Raw genomic sequence first — 16622 nt, 5'->3', positions numbered from 1 at the left:
GCTTAGAGGAACAGCGAGGCAGCGATGGCCCACATGACGAGGGCGATGATGCCGTCAAGCACGCGCCAGGCCATGGGCTTGGCAAACACGGGCGCCAGGTAGCGGGCGCCAAAGCCCAGCAGGAAGAACCACAGGGCCGAAGCCATGATGGCGCCGCCGGCAAAGTAGAAGCGTCCCACGCCTTCATGTTGGCCGCCGATCGAGCCGAGCAGGATGACCGTGTCGAGGAAGGCGTGCGGGTTCAGCAGGCTGAACGCCAGCGCCGCGCCGATCACGGCCCAGTAGCCTTCAGGCGACTTGGCCGCCGACACCGTCATGGCCGTTGGACGCCAGGCCGACTTGGCCGCGCGCAAGCCATACGCGATCAGGAACGTGGCGCCACCGGCCTTGGCCCACAGCAGGAAATTAGGATTATCGGCAATGAAGGTGCCCATGCCGGCCACGCCGGCCGTGATCAGGATGGCGTCGCACAGCAAACACACGAGTATGCAGGTGAGCACGTAATGACGCTTCAAGCCCTGCTTGAGCAAGAATGCGTTTTGCGTGCCGATGGCCACGATCAGGCTCGCTCCGAGCCCCATGCCTTTCAAGAAAATTGCGCTGTCCATATTGCATCCTTTATTGCTTTCCATCACGCGCACGGCCGCCCACGCTCTGCCGGCAACGGCAAAGTCATCAGAGGTAGGTGGAGGGTGGTGCGGAACCAGGAGGACCGCGCGGGAGAGTGGAGTTGTTACCCTATTTCAACAGTGTAAAGAAAAAGTAAATATAAGTATAATGAATGATTCTAACCATATATAAGAGAATCTTATGCGCGTCGTCGATTACCGTGGATTGGCCGCCCTCGACGCCGTGATCGGCCTGGGAAGCTTTGAAAAGGCCGCGCAGGCGCTGGCGATCAGCCAGCCGGCTGTGTCGCAGCGCATCCGCACGCTGGAAAACCTGGAAGGCACCTTGTTGATCATCCGCAGCCACCCGCCCCTGCCCACGGAAGCGGGCCAGCGCCTGATCGCCCATTACCGGCAAGTCAAGCTGCTGGAAGCGGCGCTCGACGCCCAGCCGGGACCCACCACGCAATTACCGGAACTGGCCATTGCCGTCAACGCCGACAGCGCCGCCACCTGGATCCCGGAAGCACTGGGGCCGCTGCTGTCGCCACCGTCGTGCCTGCTCGATATCCGCCTCGACGACCAGGACCACACCCTGAGCCAGCTACGCGAAGGACGCGTGTTTGCCTGCGTCACCAGCGCCAACGACCTGGTGGCCGGCACCACGGCCACGCCGCTGGGCGGCATGCGCTATCTGTGCGTGGCGTCGCCCGCGTTCGCGCAGCAATGGTTTTCCCATGGTTTTACGGTGGAAGCCGTCAGTCAGGCGCCCGCCATCACGTTTGGCAGCAAAGATGCCCTGCACGAGCGCTATCTGCAGCACCGCCTCGGCTACACGGGCCGCTATCCGCACCATGTGCTCGGCTCGGCGCGCGACTTCGTGCGCTTCATCGAAGCGGGCTATGCCTATGGCATGGTGCCCCTGCTGCAGGCGGAAACGGCGCTGGCCGCCGGCAGGCTGGTCGACGTGGCGGCCGGGCAGGCGCTCGACGTGCCGCTGACCTGGCATGCCTGGGATATCCAGACGCCCCTCACGCGTACCCTGTCGGACGCCGTCATCGCCACGGCGCGCAAATGGCTGCTGCAGGACTAATATGAAATATGAAACAGTTAACTATGCCAGATTGCAACTTCCCCGTGTACGCCCTGCCATGCCTGGCCTACACTGCAAGCATCACCCTTAACCATCAGGAGCCAGCATGACGATCCTGCGCACCACATTACTCAGCTTGCTGGCGGCCATCCCGCTCGCTGCCAGCGTGGCGGCCTGCTCGCCCTTGATGGCCATCAACGCCTTGTCGTCCGGCAGCGCCTCGCAAGTGACGCGGGGCCTGGCCTACGGCCCCCTGCCACGCCAAAAACTCGATGTATATGCCCCAAAAATCCGTACGGGGCCCGTGCCCGTGGTGGTGTTCTTTTATGGCGGCAACTGGACGACGGGCGAGCGCGCCGACTATGCCTTCGTTGGCCAGGCGCTCGCTGCGCGCGGCTACCTGGCCGTGATCGCCGACTACCGACTGTATCCGGACGTGCACTACCCGGAGATTTTGCAGGATACGGCCCGCGCCGTGGCCTGGGCCGCGATGGAGTCCGGTCGCCATGGCGGCGACCCCGCCCGCTTGTTCGTGATGGGCCATAGCGCCGGCGCCTACAATGCGGCGATGCTGGCGCTCGATGCCAGCCTGCTGGCGCGCCATGGCATGCGCCCGCACGACTTGCGCGGCTGGATAGGCTTGGCCGGTCCGTACGATTTCTTGCCGATCGAAAATACCACCACCCGGCCCGTCTTCTTTTACCCGGACACGCCCGCCTCTTCGCAGCCGATCCATCACGTGACTGCCGAAGCCCCGCCCACCCTGCTGATCGCCCCCCTGCCCGGACGGGACAAACTGGTCAATCCGCAACGCAACACGGGCGGCCTGGCCATGGCCTTGCGGGCACACCAACGGCCGGTAACGGAAACGTATTTCGACAAGGTCAGCCATACTACCTTGCTCGCCTCGCTGGCCAGCCCCTTGCACATGCTGGCTCCCACGCTGGACGCCGTGAGCGCCTTTATCGACGCCAACAGCAAGACGCACAACGCGGGCATGCCGCAAGGCACGAGCATGCAGGAAAGCTCGGCCATGCGGCAACATTCTGCAACGGCGCAACGGCCTGCCACGGCGCAGAGCAACACTACGCGAGCCGCAGCGCGCCCCGCCACTTACGACAAAACGCCCGCCCCCTGAAGGACGGGCGCTCTGCCCGGACCACTACGCACGATGCTGCGCCAGCCAAGCGCATCGCCAGGCTCGACCCTCGCAATGCGAATTCAGCTGGCATTGAGCTACCAGCAGCAGTGCGCTTACTCTTTACGGCTGGCGCTGCTGCTTTTGCTTTGTGCGGAGCCCGCTTGCGATGCGCTGCCGCTGGCAGAGCTTTCGCTGCCGGCCGACTGCTGGCTACCCTGCTGGCTGGCGCTTTGCAGGCTTTGGCCGTCACGGCTGTGCGCACCGCGCTGCTGGTCGCGGTTGCTACCATTTTGATGGTTGGCCTGGAATGGTTCGGCGACGCGCTGCATGACTTCCTGCTGCTTGCGCACGTTTTTCTGCGTTTCTTCCGAAGCCGTGCGGGCCACTTCTTCGGCCAGGGCCTTGGCAGTACGGCTCGTTTCATTCACATGCTGCTCGGCCACATTCGCCAGTTCGACCTGCGTATCGGCGGCCAGACGCGACAGCTGTTGCTGGTACTTGCGCAGTTGCTCGGCGGCTGGCTGGCCCGCTACGGCAGCCACCTGAAACACATCTTCAGCGCGCTCGAGCGTCAGCAGGTTCTGGCTGGTGACAGTAGTTTCTTCCAGCAAGCCTTGCGCCAGCTGCATGTTCAGGTCACTGAAGTGCTGCACCGACTGGAACAAGGACTTCGACAGACCATTGAAAAAAGCCAGTTGCGCTTCCAGGTGGTTTTTGACGGCAGGGGTAACACTACGGGAAAATGGATACATGGAGTTCCTCATTAAATAGCGGTTGGGTAGACACAAGGCGACACCACCGGCTGTCGAACGGTGAAGCAGACGACCGGGCTACGCCACGAAACGCGAAAAACATATCCGATTGGTGGAGAGATGCTTTGCAACGCGAGTCCCAAGGCTACGTGAGCACTGCAGGAGAGGGATGATCTGGATCAAAGGTACGCCAGGCAGCGCAAAAAGTTTTGGCTGGACGGCTTGCCCTTGGCAAGCGTCAGTGACGGGAAGGGAAATCTGTGCCCGGCACGCTCAACGAACAGTGCCCGTGCCGGGCGCGACGGGCTTGTAACCATGGCTACGCAGCGAGGCTTCCAGCCAGCGGTTGCCAAACCAGCCACGCGCCAGCAGATAACTGAGCTCCACGGCAGCCATCAGCAGCATCATCGGACCGATGCGCAGTTCGGTTGCCAGATGGCTGCCAAACCACAGGCACGCATCCATCGCCAGCATGAGCAGCAACAGCCACCAGCGGCGCTTGGCCACGGCCCAGAACGAGCCCAGAAACAGGGCCGGCCAGGAAAAGCCCGCTTTCACGTAGGCATAGCGGCCGGCATCGTCGGCAAACAGGGTGGCGCTGTGCTTCATGCTGCTCTCTTCAGGTAATGAACGGTGTCAGGGCTCGGGATGGTGGCAGACGGCTTCGACATTGTGACCGTCCGGGCCCAGCACGAAGGCGCCGTAGTAATTCGGGTGATAGATGGCGCGGATACCTGGTGCGCCGTTATCCTTGCCGCCCGCTTCCAGCGCGGCCTGGTAAAACGCGTCCACCTGGGCGCGGTTGTCCGCCGTGAAAGCGAGATGCATGCCGGCATGCGGCGCGGCGCCCACGCCGAACCAGAAATCAGGCTTGCCATCCTTGCCCAGGCCGACCCAGCCCTGCTCTTCCATCACCACCGACACGCCCAGAGGTGCCAGGGCGGCCGAAAAGAAAGCCTTGCTGGCCTGTGCGTCGCTGACATTCAAACCGATGTGATCAAGAATCATGGTGGCGCTCCTTGGAGGGTATGGAAAACAAAGAAAGGAAACACAGTATGCGCCAACATTGCCTTTTTCGCAAGCAAAGCTACAGATCCGGCGCGTAGCGGGCGACCATCTGCGCCTGTGTTTCCTGCGGCCCGCTGCCGCCCGTCTGGTCTTGGATCATCTGGCCCATCGTCGGCAAGACGCAGCGTTCGACTTGCGCCGCGCTATCCCACAGACGCGAACGCATGAGAGCCTTGGCGCAATGCAGATACGCCTCTGCCACGCGCAGGCGCATGACCAGGCGCGGCGGGTGGCGCTCGCCGGCGAAGTGCGCCAGCAGCGCCGGATCGTCGCTGAGACTGGCCTCGCCATTCACACGCAGGGTTTCATCGACGCCAGGGATCATGAACAGCAGCCCCGCCCTGCCCGTCTCGGCAATATTGCTGAAACTGTCGAGGCGGTTATTACCCTTGGCATCGGGCAGCAGCAAGGTATGGGCATCGAGCACCTGCACGAAACCGGGCGCGCCGCCGCGCGGCGAGGCGTCGAGCTGGCCGCCAGCGCCGCCCGTGGCCAGCACGACGAACGGCGACAGGCCAATGAACGCCATGCAATGCGGGTCGAGACGGTCGAGCTGCTTGCTCAGCGCCCGCCCCTGTGCGGGCGTATAACGCGCGCGCAGTTGCTCTATGGAATCGATGCGCATGGCGCCGGTGCCTAGCGCAGGTTGCCCGTATGGCCCAGCGAATAGCGGCCCGGCTGCGGCCACACGGTGAGGCCGTGCGGTTCCTGACCGACTTTCACCTTGGACACATCGCCGCTGTTCGTATCGATGCGATAGACCACATCGTCGAAACGGCCGGACAGCCACAGGTACTTGCCATCGGCGGATACATTGCCCATGTCTGGGCTGCCGCCACCGGGAATCGGCCACTGCGACACCACTTTTTCGGTGGCAAAATCGATCACGCTGACGCTGCCCTTACCGTTGCGCTTGCCGTGGATGCGGTGCGTGCCGCGGTTGGCCACGTACAGTTTCTTGCCGTCGCGACTCGGGTACAGGCCGTGCGCGCCCACGCCCGTCTGGATGAATCCGATTTCCTTCAGGGTGGCGCCATCGACGATGTGCACGCCGTCGGCGTCCATATCGGCGATATAGAATTTCTTGCCGTCCGGCGAGATGCGTATGTCTTGCGGCATGCCCTTCTTGACGCTGCAGATTTCATTCGCGGGGCCGCCCACGGGACCGGACTCGGCAAAGCGCTTGGCCGGCATCTGCAATTTCAGGTAGCCATCGACCTTGCGCCCCACCAAGTCGATCTTGGCGATGGTGCCGTCGAACTCGCAGGTGAACATGGCGTAGCGGCCGTCATTCGAGAAATCCGCATGGTTGATGCCGCCGCACTGGGGCGTGTCGATCGAATACTGCACCGCCATGGTCTTCGGATCGCGGAAATCGAGGCGGTGGCGCGCTTCGGCCACGACGATGGCCGACTTGCCATCGGGCGTGAAGTACATATTATAGGGATCATCGACAGGCACTTCCTTGCCCGGCTTGCCGCTCAAAGGGTCGACCGGCGTCAGACTGCCCTTGTCCGTGCGTTCGGCATTGTTCGCCACCCACAGGGTGCGCAAGTCCCACGACGGCACGACGTGCTGCGGGCCACTGCCGACCTTGAACTTGTCGACCACTTTCAGGCTGTCCTGGTCGATCACGTACACATCGTTCGAGCGCAAATTGGGGACATAGACGCGGCGCAAGTGATCCTTGACGACAGGACTCATATTGCTGCTGGCGATGCTGCCGTATACGTTTTTCGGGTCCACCAGCGGCGGCATGCCCGGCAGCGGAGAGTAGGCGGCAGCTGGTGCGGGGCTGGCCGCGGCTGGCGTGCTGGCGCCGATGACCTGGCTGGCCACGCCCAGGCCTGCCAGTGCGGCAGCCAGGGCGGACAAGGTGACGATGGTGCGTCGTTGAGATTTTTTCATGTTATTTCGTGTCTTTTCGTTGCAAAAGCCGGAAGTTCAGGACTTCAGGCGAAGAATTTACTTGTTCCGTTGTAGCAACTGCTTGATGGCGGCCACCGAGGTGTCCACCTGCAGCTTGATACCAATCTGGCCCAATTCCTTTGTTGCCCGCGTGGCGTCGCCGCGCACGCCGTCTGCCACACCGGGCTTGAGCCCGTGGGCCATGGCTTCGCTGCGCACCAGCGACGGGTCCGTTGCCAGCATCAGCGCAGCGTCGGCCAAACCCGCGTGCAGGCCGATCTCGGCGCTGCTGTGGCCGCGCTTTTGCAGCTCGGCAATATAGGCCGATTGCGTGATGTCATAGTAGTCGAGCAAGGCATACGCGCGCGCATCCTTGGCAGCGGACGCTTTTCCCCAGGCGCGATTGAGCTTACTCGCCACATTCTGCTCGTTCTTCTGGTAACCACCGTGATCACCAAGGAAAATGATGTCGCGAAAACCATGCTGGCGCAGGCTGGCGGCCGCCCCTTCCAGCACGGCTTCGAAGGCGGCCGGCGGTATCGAAATCGTGCCGGCAAAGCGCATGTGGCCGGCCGGTGGCGAAATCGCGCCTTCCGGCACGTAGGAAACGACGGGCGCGACGATGGTGTTGCCCAGCTTTTGTGCGATCTGGCGTGCCAGCAGAGCGGCGCGCACATTGTGCTTGCCCAGCGCGATGTACGGCCCGCTCTGCTCGATGCCGCCAATCGGCACCAGCACGGTCGTGGCGCCATGGTCGATACGGCTGCGCAACTCCGTGCTGGTCAGCTCTTCCAGCATGACGCTGCTGCTGGCAGGCGCGGCCCCCATGACGGGCGCTGCGGCCAGCTGACACGAAAACGTCAGGACGAACAGGGAAACGAGGGGCTTGCGTGAAAGGCGAAGCGTGGATGGCGCACAGAGCGCCGTTCGCTGGGGGAACTGCAGAGTCATAAGCCAACATCTTTCCGAGGTCAAAGGCGCCGTGCCCGGCCTTGCCAGGCAAGCTGGCTGCCACGCAGGAATTGTATTCCATCATGACGGGAAGGGCACGTTAATTTGACGCGGTACTTTGCAAGGAATTGACGAGGAAAAACTATCTATCAGGCTGTGGTCGCCTTAGCCCCGCCTACCTCGCCATCAAGGAGAGTCACGTTGCGTTGCTCGGCATAGGCCTTGAGCGAGCGCATCGTCTTGGGTAGCCCTTGCCGGACTTGTTTGGCAACACCCGGCCCGAACAGAAAGGCAAGCGCTCCGGTAAACCACACGCGGTGAACGACTTGCGATCCGCCGTCTACGGCCACAACCGTGTGCTCGAAGTGGATGCGGAACAGGGGGATGTAACCCTCGACGGTGAACGAGCGGCCTGCAGAGCGCTCGGTAACAACCATCGGAATACCCATCCCTTTATTGGGAACTATCCTGCCCTGTGTCCCAGCCGCGAATGGTCCATTGAGCCGGGCTTGCTTTGTATCCGGATCCCACAGGTGCCATCGGTCAACCTCACTCCAAATTTGATCGATGACCGTGGGCGGGATTGCAATGTGGATGCTTTCTTCAATATGCATCAATTGGCGACTCTCCATATCATTTTGACGAAAGTAACTGCGTCTGCTATCCGGCATCGCGCAGTGCCTGGGTATTGGTCAGCGGCATGGCATTCATCATGTGGAATATCCATGACAATTGCGACAGTCAAAGGATCGTTTTCCGACAGGTACAAAGACAGCCGCTTTTCCTTTGCATCGATAAAAAATATAGCTGCTGCGATTGCAGGATACACTGTTTTTTTATCATATAAATAGGGTTAGATTCTGGTTATACTTGTCGCAGACAAAGCCGGACCAAGATGACAGCCTTATTTGACGCCAAGATTAAGGGATGCGCCAGTGAGCAGGAGCCACAAGCTGCCGCTCGTCATGGCCGTGAGCATATTGGATTTTGAGAGATTATGAACGCAACACATTGGCGGGTTCAGGAGCTAAAGCATCACTCAGCAGATATCGTTTGGCTCAATGCCGAGGATGCTCGCCGTGCATATGATGTAGTGGGCCTTCATGACTCGAAGACGCATCTCGGCTTGAACGTTAACACCGTTGGCTCAATCGAGCGGCTCGAATTCGGAGATGATGCGGCCATCGCAACCAGGTGGCTACATGCGCGTGTGCCGGAAATTCAGCAGGTCGTCGTTGTGTTTGGAGAAGACGACTGTTTTTTATGCAGCAATGTCTTCCTGATCGAGAATTGGTCGGATATTTTTGTTCCTTCACGTGACGATGCGATGGTCTATTCGAACGACACGCCGCTTATCGTGTTTTATTGTCATGAAAATGCATTCGAGGTGGGGCAGCGACTTGTCGTTGATTAAAGGCCGCGTTCGGCCAGGCCGTGTAAAGACGTCCATCGCTGTAAACGAAACCTGAGCGGTAAACGTTAAGCAAGTAACTCATCACTTGGGGTGAGAAATGAAGCGCTTTATCGAAGGTGCAGACCGCAGCCAGTCCACGATGCTCCCCGAGCTACTGGACGACTATGTCGACGAAGACAACCAGGTTCGGGCGGTCGATGTATTTGTCGATCATCTTGACCTTGCCAGCCTTGGATTTGAGCGTGTGCAGCCTGCGGCAACGGACCGGCCTTCCTACCATCCGAGCGTCCTGCTCAAGCTGTACATCTACGGCGACCTCAATCGAATTCAGTCGGCCCGGTGCCCGGCGGGTCAATCACTCATTTGGCGCTTTGCGACCGTCGAAAAAGGATGACGAATCATCGATAATGGAGCTCAAATTGTAAGGTGTGCCCGCTTAAAGAAAAGTGCACACCGAGTCCGCAGCGGCGCGTGACCCGCTGGGAACATCAGGACGTGCTTGAGAACATGCAGGCGCGTCTCGAGCAAACGCCGGATACCATGCGTATTCGACGTTGCACGGTTGAACATCCGTATGGCACCATCAAAGCCTGGATGGGGGCGACGCATTTCCTGAGCAAGGGTTTGGAGCGCGTGAAGACCGGGATGAGCCTTCATGTCCTCGCCTATAACCTCAAGCGATTGATCGCCATCCTCGGCATTGCGGATATGATGAAGGCCATCAAGGCTTTTATCCATTGGCGAGGCTTAAAAGCGGCGCTTGCGGTGATTGCCGTGGCATTTCGAAGGCGAAGTCCCATAAAACGACATGGCGCAGTACAACGCGTTTTAGCCCTTCAAACATAGCTTGGCGGCCCGAGTCCGCCATTGTGGATACAGGATTGCCTTCTTACACAGCCTGGGCCAGAAGCCGCCGTTCAGAAAAATGAAGTCCTGTCTTGCGCATTATCCAGCCCTATGACCACGACAACAAATAACGCTTCAACCCGACGCTCGTGATCCATTCCAACAACAACCCTCATGCCGTTGCGGCTGGCCTTACAAAGATAACTCAATGATTCGACTTCTCTATATCAGCCATGCCGCCCCCATGATATCGGATGAACAAGTGCAGGACATCCTGCTGTCCTCGCGCCGAAATAATTCGGCCAGCAGTATCACTGGCATCCTGATCCACGGTGGCGGACTGTTCATGCAAGTTTTAGAAGGGCCGGAACAGGATGTGCTCCGCAAATATGTGAAGATTCTAGATGATCCCAGACACAGCGACGCACAGATTCTTTATATTTCCCCGGCGAACGATCGGATCTTTGAGAAGTGGTCGATGGGGGGCATCGAGAGCGATCCCTTGCAATTTCAATATATCTCCAAATTGCGCGCCCGCCGTCTACAGGTCATCGAGCCAAATACGTTCACGGAGACGATGCGCGAGTTTGCACGGAGGCTGAGAGACGCGAAGTAGGTGAGCAAAGCTGCCCTGCGCGGTTCGGCCGGGCCAGTTTTTTATGTCTTTTGGCGCAGATATGGAACACTAGCGTTTTCAATTAACGCAACGGTCCGATTTGGGGCGCAAGCGGGCTCACGCGCCCGAAAGTCAGGCTGACACCCTGACTGCTGCCGAACCGGAGGGCGCCTCCCACCTTCCCTTCCGCCCTGCCAGCCCGAACAACTTTACTGACACTCGCCACAGCTGCAGAACATCAACGCTCCCGCATGGGACAGTGACACCACCAAGGAAAAACCCCGGCGTACCGGGGCAGTCACAAGGTTTAAGCGCGGGCGCTGCGGCCCGGCAGCGCCAGGCGGCGGCTGGCGGCAGGTATAGCCGGGGCAGGCAAGCCGCCCGCCACTTTCAACGTTTTCCCCTGGGTATCGCCACGCAGGCGGAACACAGCCACCACATCGACCAGCTCCACGGCGCGCTCTTGCAGCGAGGAAGCTGCTGCTGCCGCTTCTTCCACCAGGGCCGCGTTTTGCTGGGTCACCTGGTCCATCTGGGAAATGGCCTGGTTCACCTGCTCGATGCCGGCGCTTTGCTCGTGGCTGGCGTTGGCGATGTCGCCCATGATGTCCGTCACGCGACGGATGCTGGCGACGATTTCTTCCATCGTCGCGCCCGCCTGGTCGACCAGCGCGCTGCCCGTATTGACCTTGTCGACGGAATCCTCGATCAAGCCCTTGATTTCCTTGGCGGCCGCCGCCGAGCGCTGCGCCAGATTGCGCACTTCGGTGGCCACCACGGCAAAGCCACGGCCCTGCTCGCCCGCGCGGGCCGCTTCGACGGCCGCATTCAGCGCCAAAATGTTGGTTTGGAAGGCAATGCCGTCGATCACGCCGATAATGTCGGCGATCTTCTTCGCCGACTCATTGATGGAACCCATCGTGCCCACCACTTGCGCCACCACGGCGCCGCCCTTGCGGGCCACGTCCGAGGCGGACACGGCCAGCGAGTTCGCCTGGCGCGCATTGTCCGTATTCTGGCGCACGGCCGAGGTCAGCTCTTCCAGGCTGGAGGCCGTTTCTTCCAGCGACGACGCCTGTTGCTCCGTGCGGACGGACAGGTCCGCGTTGCCGGCGGAAATCTGCGCGGCCGCCACGCTGACCGTATCGGCCGACGTGCGCACGGTGGCGATCACGCCGACGATGCGTTCGAGGAATTTATTGAAGGCGGTGGCCGTGCGGCCCACTTCATCCATGCGCTCGACGGGCATGGCGACGGACAGGTCCAACGAGGCGCTGACGCGCTCCAGCGTGTGTTCAATATTGCCCAGGCCGCCGCTGATGGTGCGGTAGATATGCCAGGCCAGCGCGCCTGTCAGCAGCACGGCCACGCCCAGCACGGCCAGCATGGTGTTGAACGCCGCGTCGTAGGCGGCCAGGCTTTCGGCCTTTACGTCGTCGACCAGCTTGTTGTTGTAGGCAATATGGTCATCCATGCTCTTTTTCGCGGCGGCGGCCGTGATGGCCAGCGGTGTGCCTGCCAGCAAGGTGGCACGCACACCATCCATGTCGCCCGCGTAGGCGGCTGCAAAGAATGGCACCAGCGCGCGGCGATACGCTTCCATGGCGGCCTGGTCGGCGTCAAGCATCTTGCTGTCCGTCGCGTCGTACAGGCGCTCGGCGCGGTAGCTGGCGATAACCTTGTCGAAATTCGTATTGGCGTCGGCCACGGCCTTGTCCAGCGCCGTCTTGTCGGCCAAATTCGAGAACACGGACAGGCGGTAGCCGGCCAGGCGCGAATCGGCCAGGAAGCCCTTGGCCGCATTCAAGCCCTGGATGCTGGGGATGATGCGGTTTTGCATGGTGTCAAAACGCTCCTGGGCGCGCTGCAGCTGGAAGGCGCCGCCGGCGCCCAGCAATAGCAGGGCCAGCAAGGCGATGGTGAGGGTCAGAATTAATTGCTTGGTGATATTCATGGTGTTTCACAGTAAAAAGAGTGGCCTGGCAAGGCCAGGCAGGATGAGTAGCTGCCGATCAGGTGGCCGGGGATCTGGTGCCGGCGGGGTTACTTAGGCCGCCAGCGCGGAAGCGTCAGGCGTGCGGCGCAGCAAGTCGCCATGCTGGCGGCAAAACGCCAGGCCCGCCTTGTGGCCCACGTCGAACAGTAGCTGCATGTTCGAGCTGGACCAGTCCAGGGTGTCCGGCCAGTGCTGCTCCGGGATGCCACCCATCAAGTCGAGTTTGAGCAAACGCCGTTTGGGCTGGCCCGTGCGCGCGTCCGTGTTGTGCTCGAGCTCGAACAGGCGCAGCTCGCTCTTGGAAATCTTCACCAGCGGCGTGATGATGGAGCGCACCCAGGCGTCGTACAGGTTGCGCGGCTTGCGCAGCAAGCGCTCGTCGCCCAGGATGTCGAGGATGACCAGGGTGTCGGCGTCATGGTGCTCGCCCTTGCCTTCGATAAACGGGTCGAAATTGAGCGTGTCGAGCGCCGCGCCTTCGATGTAATCGTCGCCAGCGATGGTCGTGGGCGCATACAGGAAGGGAAATGACAGGGCCGCGCGCACGTGGATAGCTTCGATCTCGTGCTTGCCCCAGATTTGCATGCGGTGTTCGCTGAGGTTGTAGGCATTGATGTAGAAATCGGGGCGCATGCGCGCCACGCCGGAAAAATCCACGGCTTTTTCCAGGAAGGGCAAGTGCGCGCACAGGCCCAGGCTTTTCGCCGACAGGTCCGATGGCGACAGCGATGACACCATCAGCTTGCCCCAGTCCGACCAGGCCATGGGCACGCCCGCAAACGTTTGCTTGAACGCCTGGAAAAAAGGATTGTTGGCCGGTGGCTGGAAGGCGTCCCGGAAAGTACTCGCCTGCATGCCCGGCTTCTGGAACACCTTGTAGTTGATCGGGATCATCTTGTAGATGCTGTCGGCCACGCCCGTGTCGGCCCAGCTTTGCAAGGCCTGGCGCGGCGTGGCCTCGTGCGGTGTCGTGTAAAGCAGGCCCATCAGCACGCCGGCGCCCGAGGCGGAAATGACGTCGAACTCGATGCCCTCATCGAGGAAAGCGGCCAGGGCACCGGCGATCAAGGTGGAATTTGGTGCACCGCCACCCAGCAGCAAACCCGTTTTGCGGGCCGGTTTCGCTGTCTTAGCTGGCGGCGGATTCGGCGGCGTCATCATCACTGTCTTCATGCACACTCCCTGAACGGAACGGGATTATCACCCGTTAATTGTTGGTTACTACACGCTTAGTGCGCCTAATCCTGCGCATGCCCTCGCAACCTTTGCGCCTATGCAATGTTGCAGAAACAGATATGAAATTAACATAAATAAATTCCTTATGGCAATTTCCATAACGCATGACCGGTATTCAGGAAGACCATAAGCTGATGCTGCGCGGCATCGCGTGATGCGGCGCAGCAAATATAAATTCGGCAGCGTTAGGAATAATCCCTTATGGGTAGGAATATTCCGCAACCAGCCACCAGTGCGGCGGCCAGGGAGATCAGCGCAGCGCCGCTGGGTCGGGAAGAGGCGAGGAAAAGTCCAGGTGGGTACACAAGTGGTCAACAAAGACGCGAATTTTAGGCGACAGATGACGGCTCGACGGCCACAGCACCCAGAACTTGCTTGAGTACAGCAAGTAATCGGCCAACACGGCCTGCAGTTCGCCACCCGCGATGGCGTCACGCACGATAAAGTCAGGCAGGTAAGCGAGGCCCACGCCCTGCGTGGCAGCGCCGATCAGCGCTTCGATATTGTTGCAGGTCAAGGCCGTCGGCAAGCGCAACTCGCTGCCGCTGTCGCCCTCGGCGCGCTGCAGCGCCCATTCCTGCAACTTGCCCGTGGTGGGAAATTTATAGCGCACGCAGGCGTGCTCCTCCAACGCGCGCGGCGTGGCCGGCACGCCATGCCGGGCGAAATATGCGGGCGCACCGACGATGGCAAAGGCAAACGGCCCCAGCTCGCGCGCCATCAGCCGCGAATCGGTCAGGGTGCCGCTGCGCACGGCCACGTCGACGCCTTCGGCCACCACGTCGACCAGGCGGTCGTTGAAATCGAGGTCGAGTTCGATCTCGGGATACTGCCGTGTAAAGTCCGCCAGCAGGGGCAGGATGATGCGGTAGCCGATCACGGGCAAGCTGACCTTGAGCTTGCCGCGCGGCGCCTCGGCCAGGTGCGACAATTCCGCCTCGGCATCACCGAGGTCGGCCAGGATGCGCTGGCAGCGCTCGTAAAACAGCGCGCCCTCGTTGCTCAGGCTGATGCGCCGCGTGCTGCGGTTGAGCAGGCGCACGCCCAGCTTTTCTTCCAGCCGCGCCACGCTCTTGCCCACGGCCGAGGCCGACACGCCGAGCAAGCGCCCGGCCGCCACGTAGCTGGAAGTTTCCGCCGCGCGCACGAAGGCGGCGATGCCGTTCAAATTATCCATGCCACCTCGCCATCTCCATTAAGGAATATTTGTCCGCTATGAGTGGATTTTCAGCCACTTTTTCATGGATTGCGTCCATATTATCATCAGATTCCCTCTTTCTGGAATCACTCCCATGGATACGAATCACCGTATGAAGCCTGCCTCCCCGGCCCGGCGCACCTTCGTGTTGGCCGCCGTCTGCCTGGCCGCGCTATGCATGCCGCTCAGTTTTACGGGCCCCGCCATCGCCATCCCCGCCATCGCCGCCGACCTGCACGGCACGCCGCTGGCGCTGGCGTGGATCACGAATGCCTTCATGCTCAGCTTTGGCGGCTGCCTGATGGTGGCTGGCGCGCTGGCCGACCGCTACGGCCGCAAGCGCGTGTTCTTGCTGGGCATGGGCGTGTTTTCCGCCGCCGCGCTGGCGCTGGCGGCCGCGCCCGGCATCCTGTGGCTCGATGTGCTGCGCGCCGTCCAGGGCCTCGGTTGCGCCATGGCCCTGTCGAGCGGACTGGCGGCCCTGGCAAAGGAATTCGACGGCCCGGCCCGCGCGCGTGCCTTCAGCCTGATCGGCACAGCCTTCGGCGTGGGCCTGGCCTTCGGTCCCTTCCTGGCCGGCACCCTGATCACCCACACGGGCTGGCGCGCCATCTTTGTCGCCACGGCCGCAGCCGGCCTGACCGCCCTGCTAACCGCCGAGCGCGCCATGCGCGAATCGCGCGACCCGCAGGCGCAAGGCGTCGACTGGCCCGGCGCCCTGACGTTTACCGGCGCATTATCGCTGTTTACGTATGGCTTGCTGCAGGCGCCCGACAGTGGCTGGGGCAGCGCCGCCAGCCTGGGGCTGCTCGGTGGCGCGGCCTTGCTGCTGGCCGTGTTCATCCGCGTGGAGCGGCGCGCCGCGCGGCCCATGCTCGACCTGTCGCTGTTCCGCCTGCCCGCCTTTGCCGGCGTGCAATTGCTGGCGGCCGCACCCGCGTTTTCCTTTGTCGTGCTGCTGGTGCTGTTGCCGGCCCGCTTCATCGGCATCGAAGGCTACAGCGCGCTGGAGGCGGGACGCATGATGATTGCCCTGTCGGCCCCCATGCTGGTGCTGCCTATCCTGGCCGGCATGGCGGCGCAGCGCATTGCCGCCGCGCACATTTGCTCCAGCGGCCTGCTGCTGGCCGTTGGCGGCTTGCTTTGGTTGTCGACCTGCGCGCCGGGCCAGTCGCCCGCCACCTTGCTGGGGCCGCTGTTGCTGATCGGCTGCGGCATCAGCCTGCCCTGGGGCTTGATGGATGGCCTAGCCATCAGCGTCGTACCTGTCGAGCGGGCCGGCATGGCGGCCGGGATCTTCAATACGACGCGCGTGGCGGGCGAAGGCCTGGCGCTGGCCATCGTCAGCGCGCTGCTGGGCACGTTCACTGTCGCGGCGCTGGGCGGCGCCGGCCTTGCCGGCATCGGCGCGGAACAGGCGGCGCACGCCGGCCCCTTCCTGGCGCTGGGCCAGCTGCGCCATACGAGCACCCTGCTGCCGCACGCTCCAGCCGCCGAACTGGCGCAAGCCTACGGCACGGCCTTCCGCCACTTGCTGTATGTACTGGCGGGCATCACGACGACCTCGGCCCTGCTGATCCTGGCCTTTTTGCGTCATCCGGCCCCTGCAGCAACGAACTCGGCCGCCCTGCCCGCCTGCGACGCTCAATCATAATTCCTCTTGCCGTACACGGCGGCACCCACGCGCCGCCGCCCTCTCTGATGTTTCTCCGCAACACCTGAAAAATTTCCAAGAATAAAACTAGTTTACTGATCAAAGCGCTTTGAACTATACTCAAAGCGCTTTGAAACATAA

The 16622-nt window shown here is 61.7% G+C and carries 16 protein-coding genes and 1 pseudogene; 6 read left to right on the top strand and 11 right to left on the bottom strand.

Going from position 1 to position 16622, the window contains the following annotated elements; translation table 11 throughout:
• Nucleotides 1-2 precede the first annotated feature (2 nt).
• Nucleotides 3-608, bottom strand: coding sequence for a LysE/ArgO family amino acid transporter (locus tag ACQ4WL_RS07805; RefSeq protein WP_436509154.1), 606 nt, complete (start codon nt 606-608; stop codon nt 3-5).
• Nucleotides 609-810: 202 nt separating this feature from the next.
• On the opposite strand from ACQ4WL_RS07805, the gene ACQ4WL_RS07800 reads away from it, so the two are divergent.
• Nucleotides 811-1701: a LysR family transcriptional regulator ArgP gene (locus ACQ4WL_RS07800; protein ID WP_436509153.1), complete on the top strand. Its 891-nt coding sequence runs from the start codon at nt 811-813 to the stop codon at nt 1699-1701.
• A gap of 106 nt (nt 1702-1807) precedes the next feature.
• Nucleotides 1808-2839 carry an alpha/beta hydrolase gene (locus tag ACQ4WL_RS07795; RefSeq protein ID WP_436509152.1) on the top strand — a complete coding sequence of 344 codons (1032 nt, stop codon included), beginning with the start codon at nt 1808-1810 and terminating at the stop codon, nt 2837-2839.
• 116 nt (nt 2840-2955) lie between these two features.
• Here ACQ4WL_RS07795 and phaP read toward each other — a convergent pair whose 3' ends face one another.
• The 7 genes from phaP to ACQ4WL_RS07760 all read right to left on the bottom strand — a co-directional run bounded on the left by phaP (nt 2956) and on the right by ACQ4WL_RS07760 (nt 8135).
• Nucleotides 2956-3594, bottom strand: coding sequence for a TIGR01841 family phasin (gene phaP / locus ACQ4WL_RS07790; protein ID WP_436509151.1), 639 nt, complete (start codon nt 3592-3594; stop codon nt 2956-2958).
• A 273-nt stretch (nt 3595-3867) separates the two neighbouring features.
• Nucleotides 3868-4203: a hypothetical protein gene (locus ACQ4WL_RS07785; protein ID WP_436509150.1), complete on the bottom strand. Its 336-nt coding sequence runs from the start codon at nt 4201-4203 to the stop codon at nt 3868-3870.
• A 27-nt stretch (nt 4204-4230) separates the two neighbouring features.
• A complete protein-coding gene (locus ACQ4WL_RS07780) occupies nt 4231-4602 on the bottom strand; it encodes a VOC family protein (protein WP_436509149.1) in 372 nt (123 codons plus the stop codon).
• 79 nt (nt 4603-4681) lie between these two features.
• Nucleotides 4682-5287 carry a pyridoxamine 5'-phosphate oxidase family protein gene (locus ACQ4WL_RS07775; RefSeq protein ID WP_436509148.1) on the bottom strand — a complete coding sequence of 202 codons (606 nt, stop codon included), beginning with the start codon at nt 5285-5287 and terminating at the stop codon, nt 4682-4684.
• A gap of 11 nt (nt 5288-5298) precedes the next feature.
• The gene (locus tag ACQ4WL_RS07770) at nt 5299-6570 is read right to left on the bottom strand and encodes a YncE family protein (RefSeq protein WP_436509146.1); all 1272 of its coding nucleotides are present in this window, start codon (nt 6568-6570) and stop codon (nt 5299-5301) included.
• A 57-nt stretch (nt 6571-6627) separates the two neighbouring features.
• On the bottom strand, nt 6628-7398 hold the full coding sequence (locus ACQ4WL_RS07765) for a creatininase family protein (protein ID WP_436509144.1): 771 nt from the start codon (nt 7396-7398) through the stop codon (nt 6628-6630).
• Nucleotides 7399-7670: 272 nt separating this feature from the next.
• Nucleotides 7671-8135 carry an SRPBCC family protein gene (locus ACQ4WL_RS07760; protein WP_436509142.1) on the bottom strand — a complete coding sequence of 155 codons (465 nt, stop codon included), beginning with the start codon at nt 8133-8135 and terminating at the stop codon, nt 7671-7673.
• Nucleotides 8136-8518: 383 nt separating this feature from the next.
• Between ACQ4WL_RS07760 and ACQ4WL_RS07755 the strand changes: the two genes are divergently transcribed.
• From ACQ4WL_RS07755 to ACQ4WL_RS07745, 3 genes and pseudogenes are all read left to right on the top strand, one after another.
• Entirely contained in the window at nt 8519-8935 is a 417-nt protein-coding gene (locus tag ACQ4WL_RS07755; RefSeq protein ID WP_436509140.1) for a hypothetical protein, read from the top strand.
• A 97-nt stretch (nt 8936-9032) separates the two neighbouring features.
• Nucleotides 9033-9664: pseudogene (locus ACQ4WL_RS07750) on the top strand (transposase); the annotation flags it as partial.
• Between the two features lie 325 nt (nt 9665-9989).
• Nucleotides 9990-10397, top strand: a complete 408-nt coding sequence (locus ACQ4WL_RS07745) for a BLUF domain-containing protein (protein WP_436509138.1) — start codon at nt 9990-9992, stop codon at nt 10395-10397.
• Nucleotides 10398-10704: 307 nt separating this feature from the next.
• On the opposite strand, the gene ACQ4WL_RS07740 is transcribed toward ACQ4WL_RS07745, so the two are convergent.
• The 3 genes from ACQ4WL_RS07740 to ACQ4WL_RS07730 all read right to left on the bottom strand — a co-directional run bounded on the left by ACQ4WL_RS07740 (nt 10705) and on the right by ACQ4WL_RS07730 (nt 14806).
• Nucleotides 10705-12351: a methyl-accepting chemotaxis protein gene (locus ACQ4WL_RS07740; protein ID WP_436509137.1), complete on the bottom strand. Its 1647-nt coding sequence runs from the start codon at nt 12349-12351 to the stop codon at nt 10705-10707.
• Nucleotides 12352-12444: 93 nt separating this feature from the next.
• Nucleotides 12445-13566 carry a patatin-like phospholipase family protein gene (locus ACQ4WL_RS07735; protein ID WP_436509135.1) on the bottom strand — a complete coding sequence of 374 codons (1122 nt, stop codon included), beginning with the start codon at nt 13564-13566 and terminating at the stop codon, nt 12445-12447.
• 313 nt (nt 13567-13879) lie between these two features.
• The gene (locus ACQ4WL_RS07730; protein WP_436509133.1) at nt 13880-14806 is read right to left on the bottom strand and encodes a LysR family transcriptional regulator; all 927 of its coding nucleotides are present in this window, start codon (nt 14804-14806) and stop codon (nt 13880-13882) included.
• Between the two features lie 133 nt (nt 14807-14939).
• On the opposite strand from ACQ4WL_RS07730, the gene ACQ4WL_RS07725 reads away from it, so the two are divergent.
• On the top strand, nt 14940-16481 hold the full coding sequence (locus ACQ4WL_RS07725; protein ID WP_436509132.1) for an MFS transporter: 1542 nt from the start codon (nt 14940-14942) through the stop codon (nt 16479-16481).
• The last annotated feature ends 141 nt before the right edge of the window (nt 16482-16622 follow it).

Source organism: Janthinobacterium kochi, assembly GCF_051380715.1.
Taxonomy (GTDB): domain Bacteria; phylum Pseudomonadota; class Gammaproteobacteria; order Burkholderiales; family Burkholderiaceae_D; genus Janthinobacterium.
This window is presented reverse-complemented; position numbering and strand designations above follow the sequence as displayed.

Excerpts from the sequence above, each read along its gene's own strand:
- ACQ4WL_RS07805 (WP_436509154.1), bottom strand. The coding sequence starts at position 608 with ATGGACAGCGCAATTTTCTTGAAAGGCATGGGGCTCGGAGCGAGCCTG.
- ACQ4WL_RS07800 (WP_436509153.1), top strand. The coding sequence starts at position 811 with ATGCGCGTCGTCGATTACCGTGGATTGGCCGCCCTCGACGCCGTGATC.
- ACQ4WL_RS07795 (WP_436509152.1), top strand. The coding sequence starts at position 1,808 with ATGACGATCCTGCGCACCACATTACTCAGCTTGCTGGCGGCCATCCCG.
- phaP (WP_436509151.1), bottom strand. The coding sequence starts at position 3,594 with ATGTATCCATTTTCCCGTAGTGTTACCCCTGCCGTCAAAAACCACCTG.
- ACQ4WL_RS07785 (WP_436509150.1), bottom strand. The coding sequence starts at position 4,203 with ATGAAGCACAGCGCCACCCTGTTTGCCGACGATGCCGGCCGCTATGCC.
- ACQ4WL_RS07780 (WP_436509149.1), bottom strand. The coding sequence starts at position 4,602 with ATGATTCTTGATCACATCGGTTTGAATGTCAGCGACGCACAGGCCAGC.
- ACQ4WL_RS07775 (WP_436509148.1), bottom strand. The coding sequence starts at position 5,287 with ATGCGCATCGATTCCATAGAGCAACTGCGCGCGCGTTATACGCCCGCA.
- ACQ4WL_RS07770 (WP_436509146.1), bottom strand. The coding sequence starts at position 6,570 with ATGAAAAAATCTCAACGACGCACCATCGTCACCTTGTCCGCCCTGGCT.
- ACQ4WL_RS07765 (WP_436509144.1), bottom strand. The coding sequence starts at position 7,398 with ATGGGGGCCGCGCCTGCCAGCAGCAGCGTCATGCTGGAAGAGCTGACC.
- ACQ4WL_RS07760 (WP_436509142.1), bottom strand. The coding sequence starts at position 8,135 with ATGCATATTGAAGAAAGCATCCACATTGCAATCCCGCCCACGGTCATC.
- ACQ4WL_RS07755 (WP_436509140.1), top strand. The coding sequence starts at position 8,519 with ATGAACGCAACACATTGGCGGGTTCAGGAGCTAAAGCATCACTCAGCA.
- ACQ4WL_RS07745 (WP_436509138.1), top strand. The coding sequence starts at position 9,990 with ATGATTCGACTTCTCTATATCAGCCATGCCGCCCCCATGATATCGGAT.
- ACQ4WL_RS07740 (WP_436509137.1), bottom strand. The coding sequence starts at position 12,351 with ATGAATATCACCAAGCAATTAATTCTGACCCTCACCATCGCCTTGCTG.
- ACQ4WL_RS07735 (WP_436509135.1), bottom strand. The coding sequence starts at position 13,566 with ATGAAGACAGTGATGATGACGCCGCCGAATCCGCCGCCAGCTAAGACA.
- ACQ4WL_RS07730 (WP_436509133.1), bottom strand. The coding sequence starts at position 14,806 with ATGGATAATTTGAACGGCATCGCCGCCTTCGTGCGCGCGGCGGAAACT.
- ACQ4WL_RS07725 (WP_436509132.1), top strand. The coding sequence starts at position 14,940 with ATGAAGCCTGCCTCCCCGGCCCGGCGCACCTTCGTGTTGGCCGCCGTC.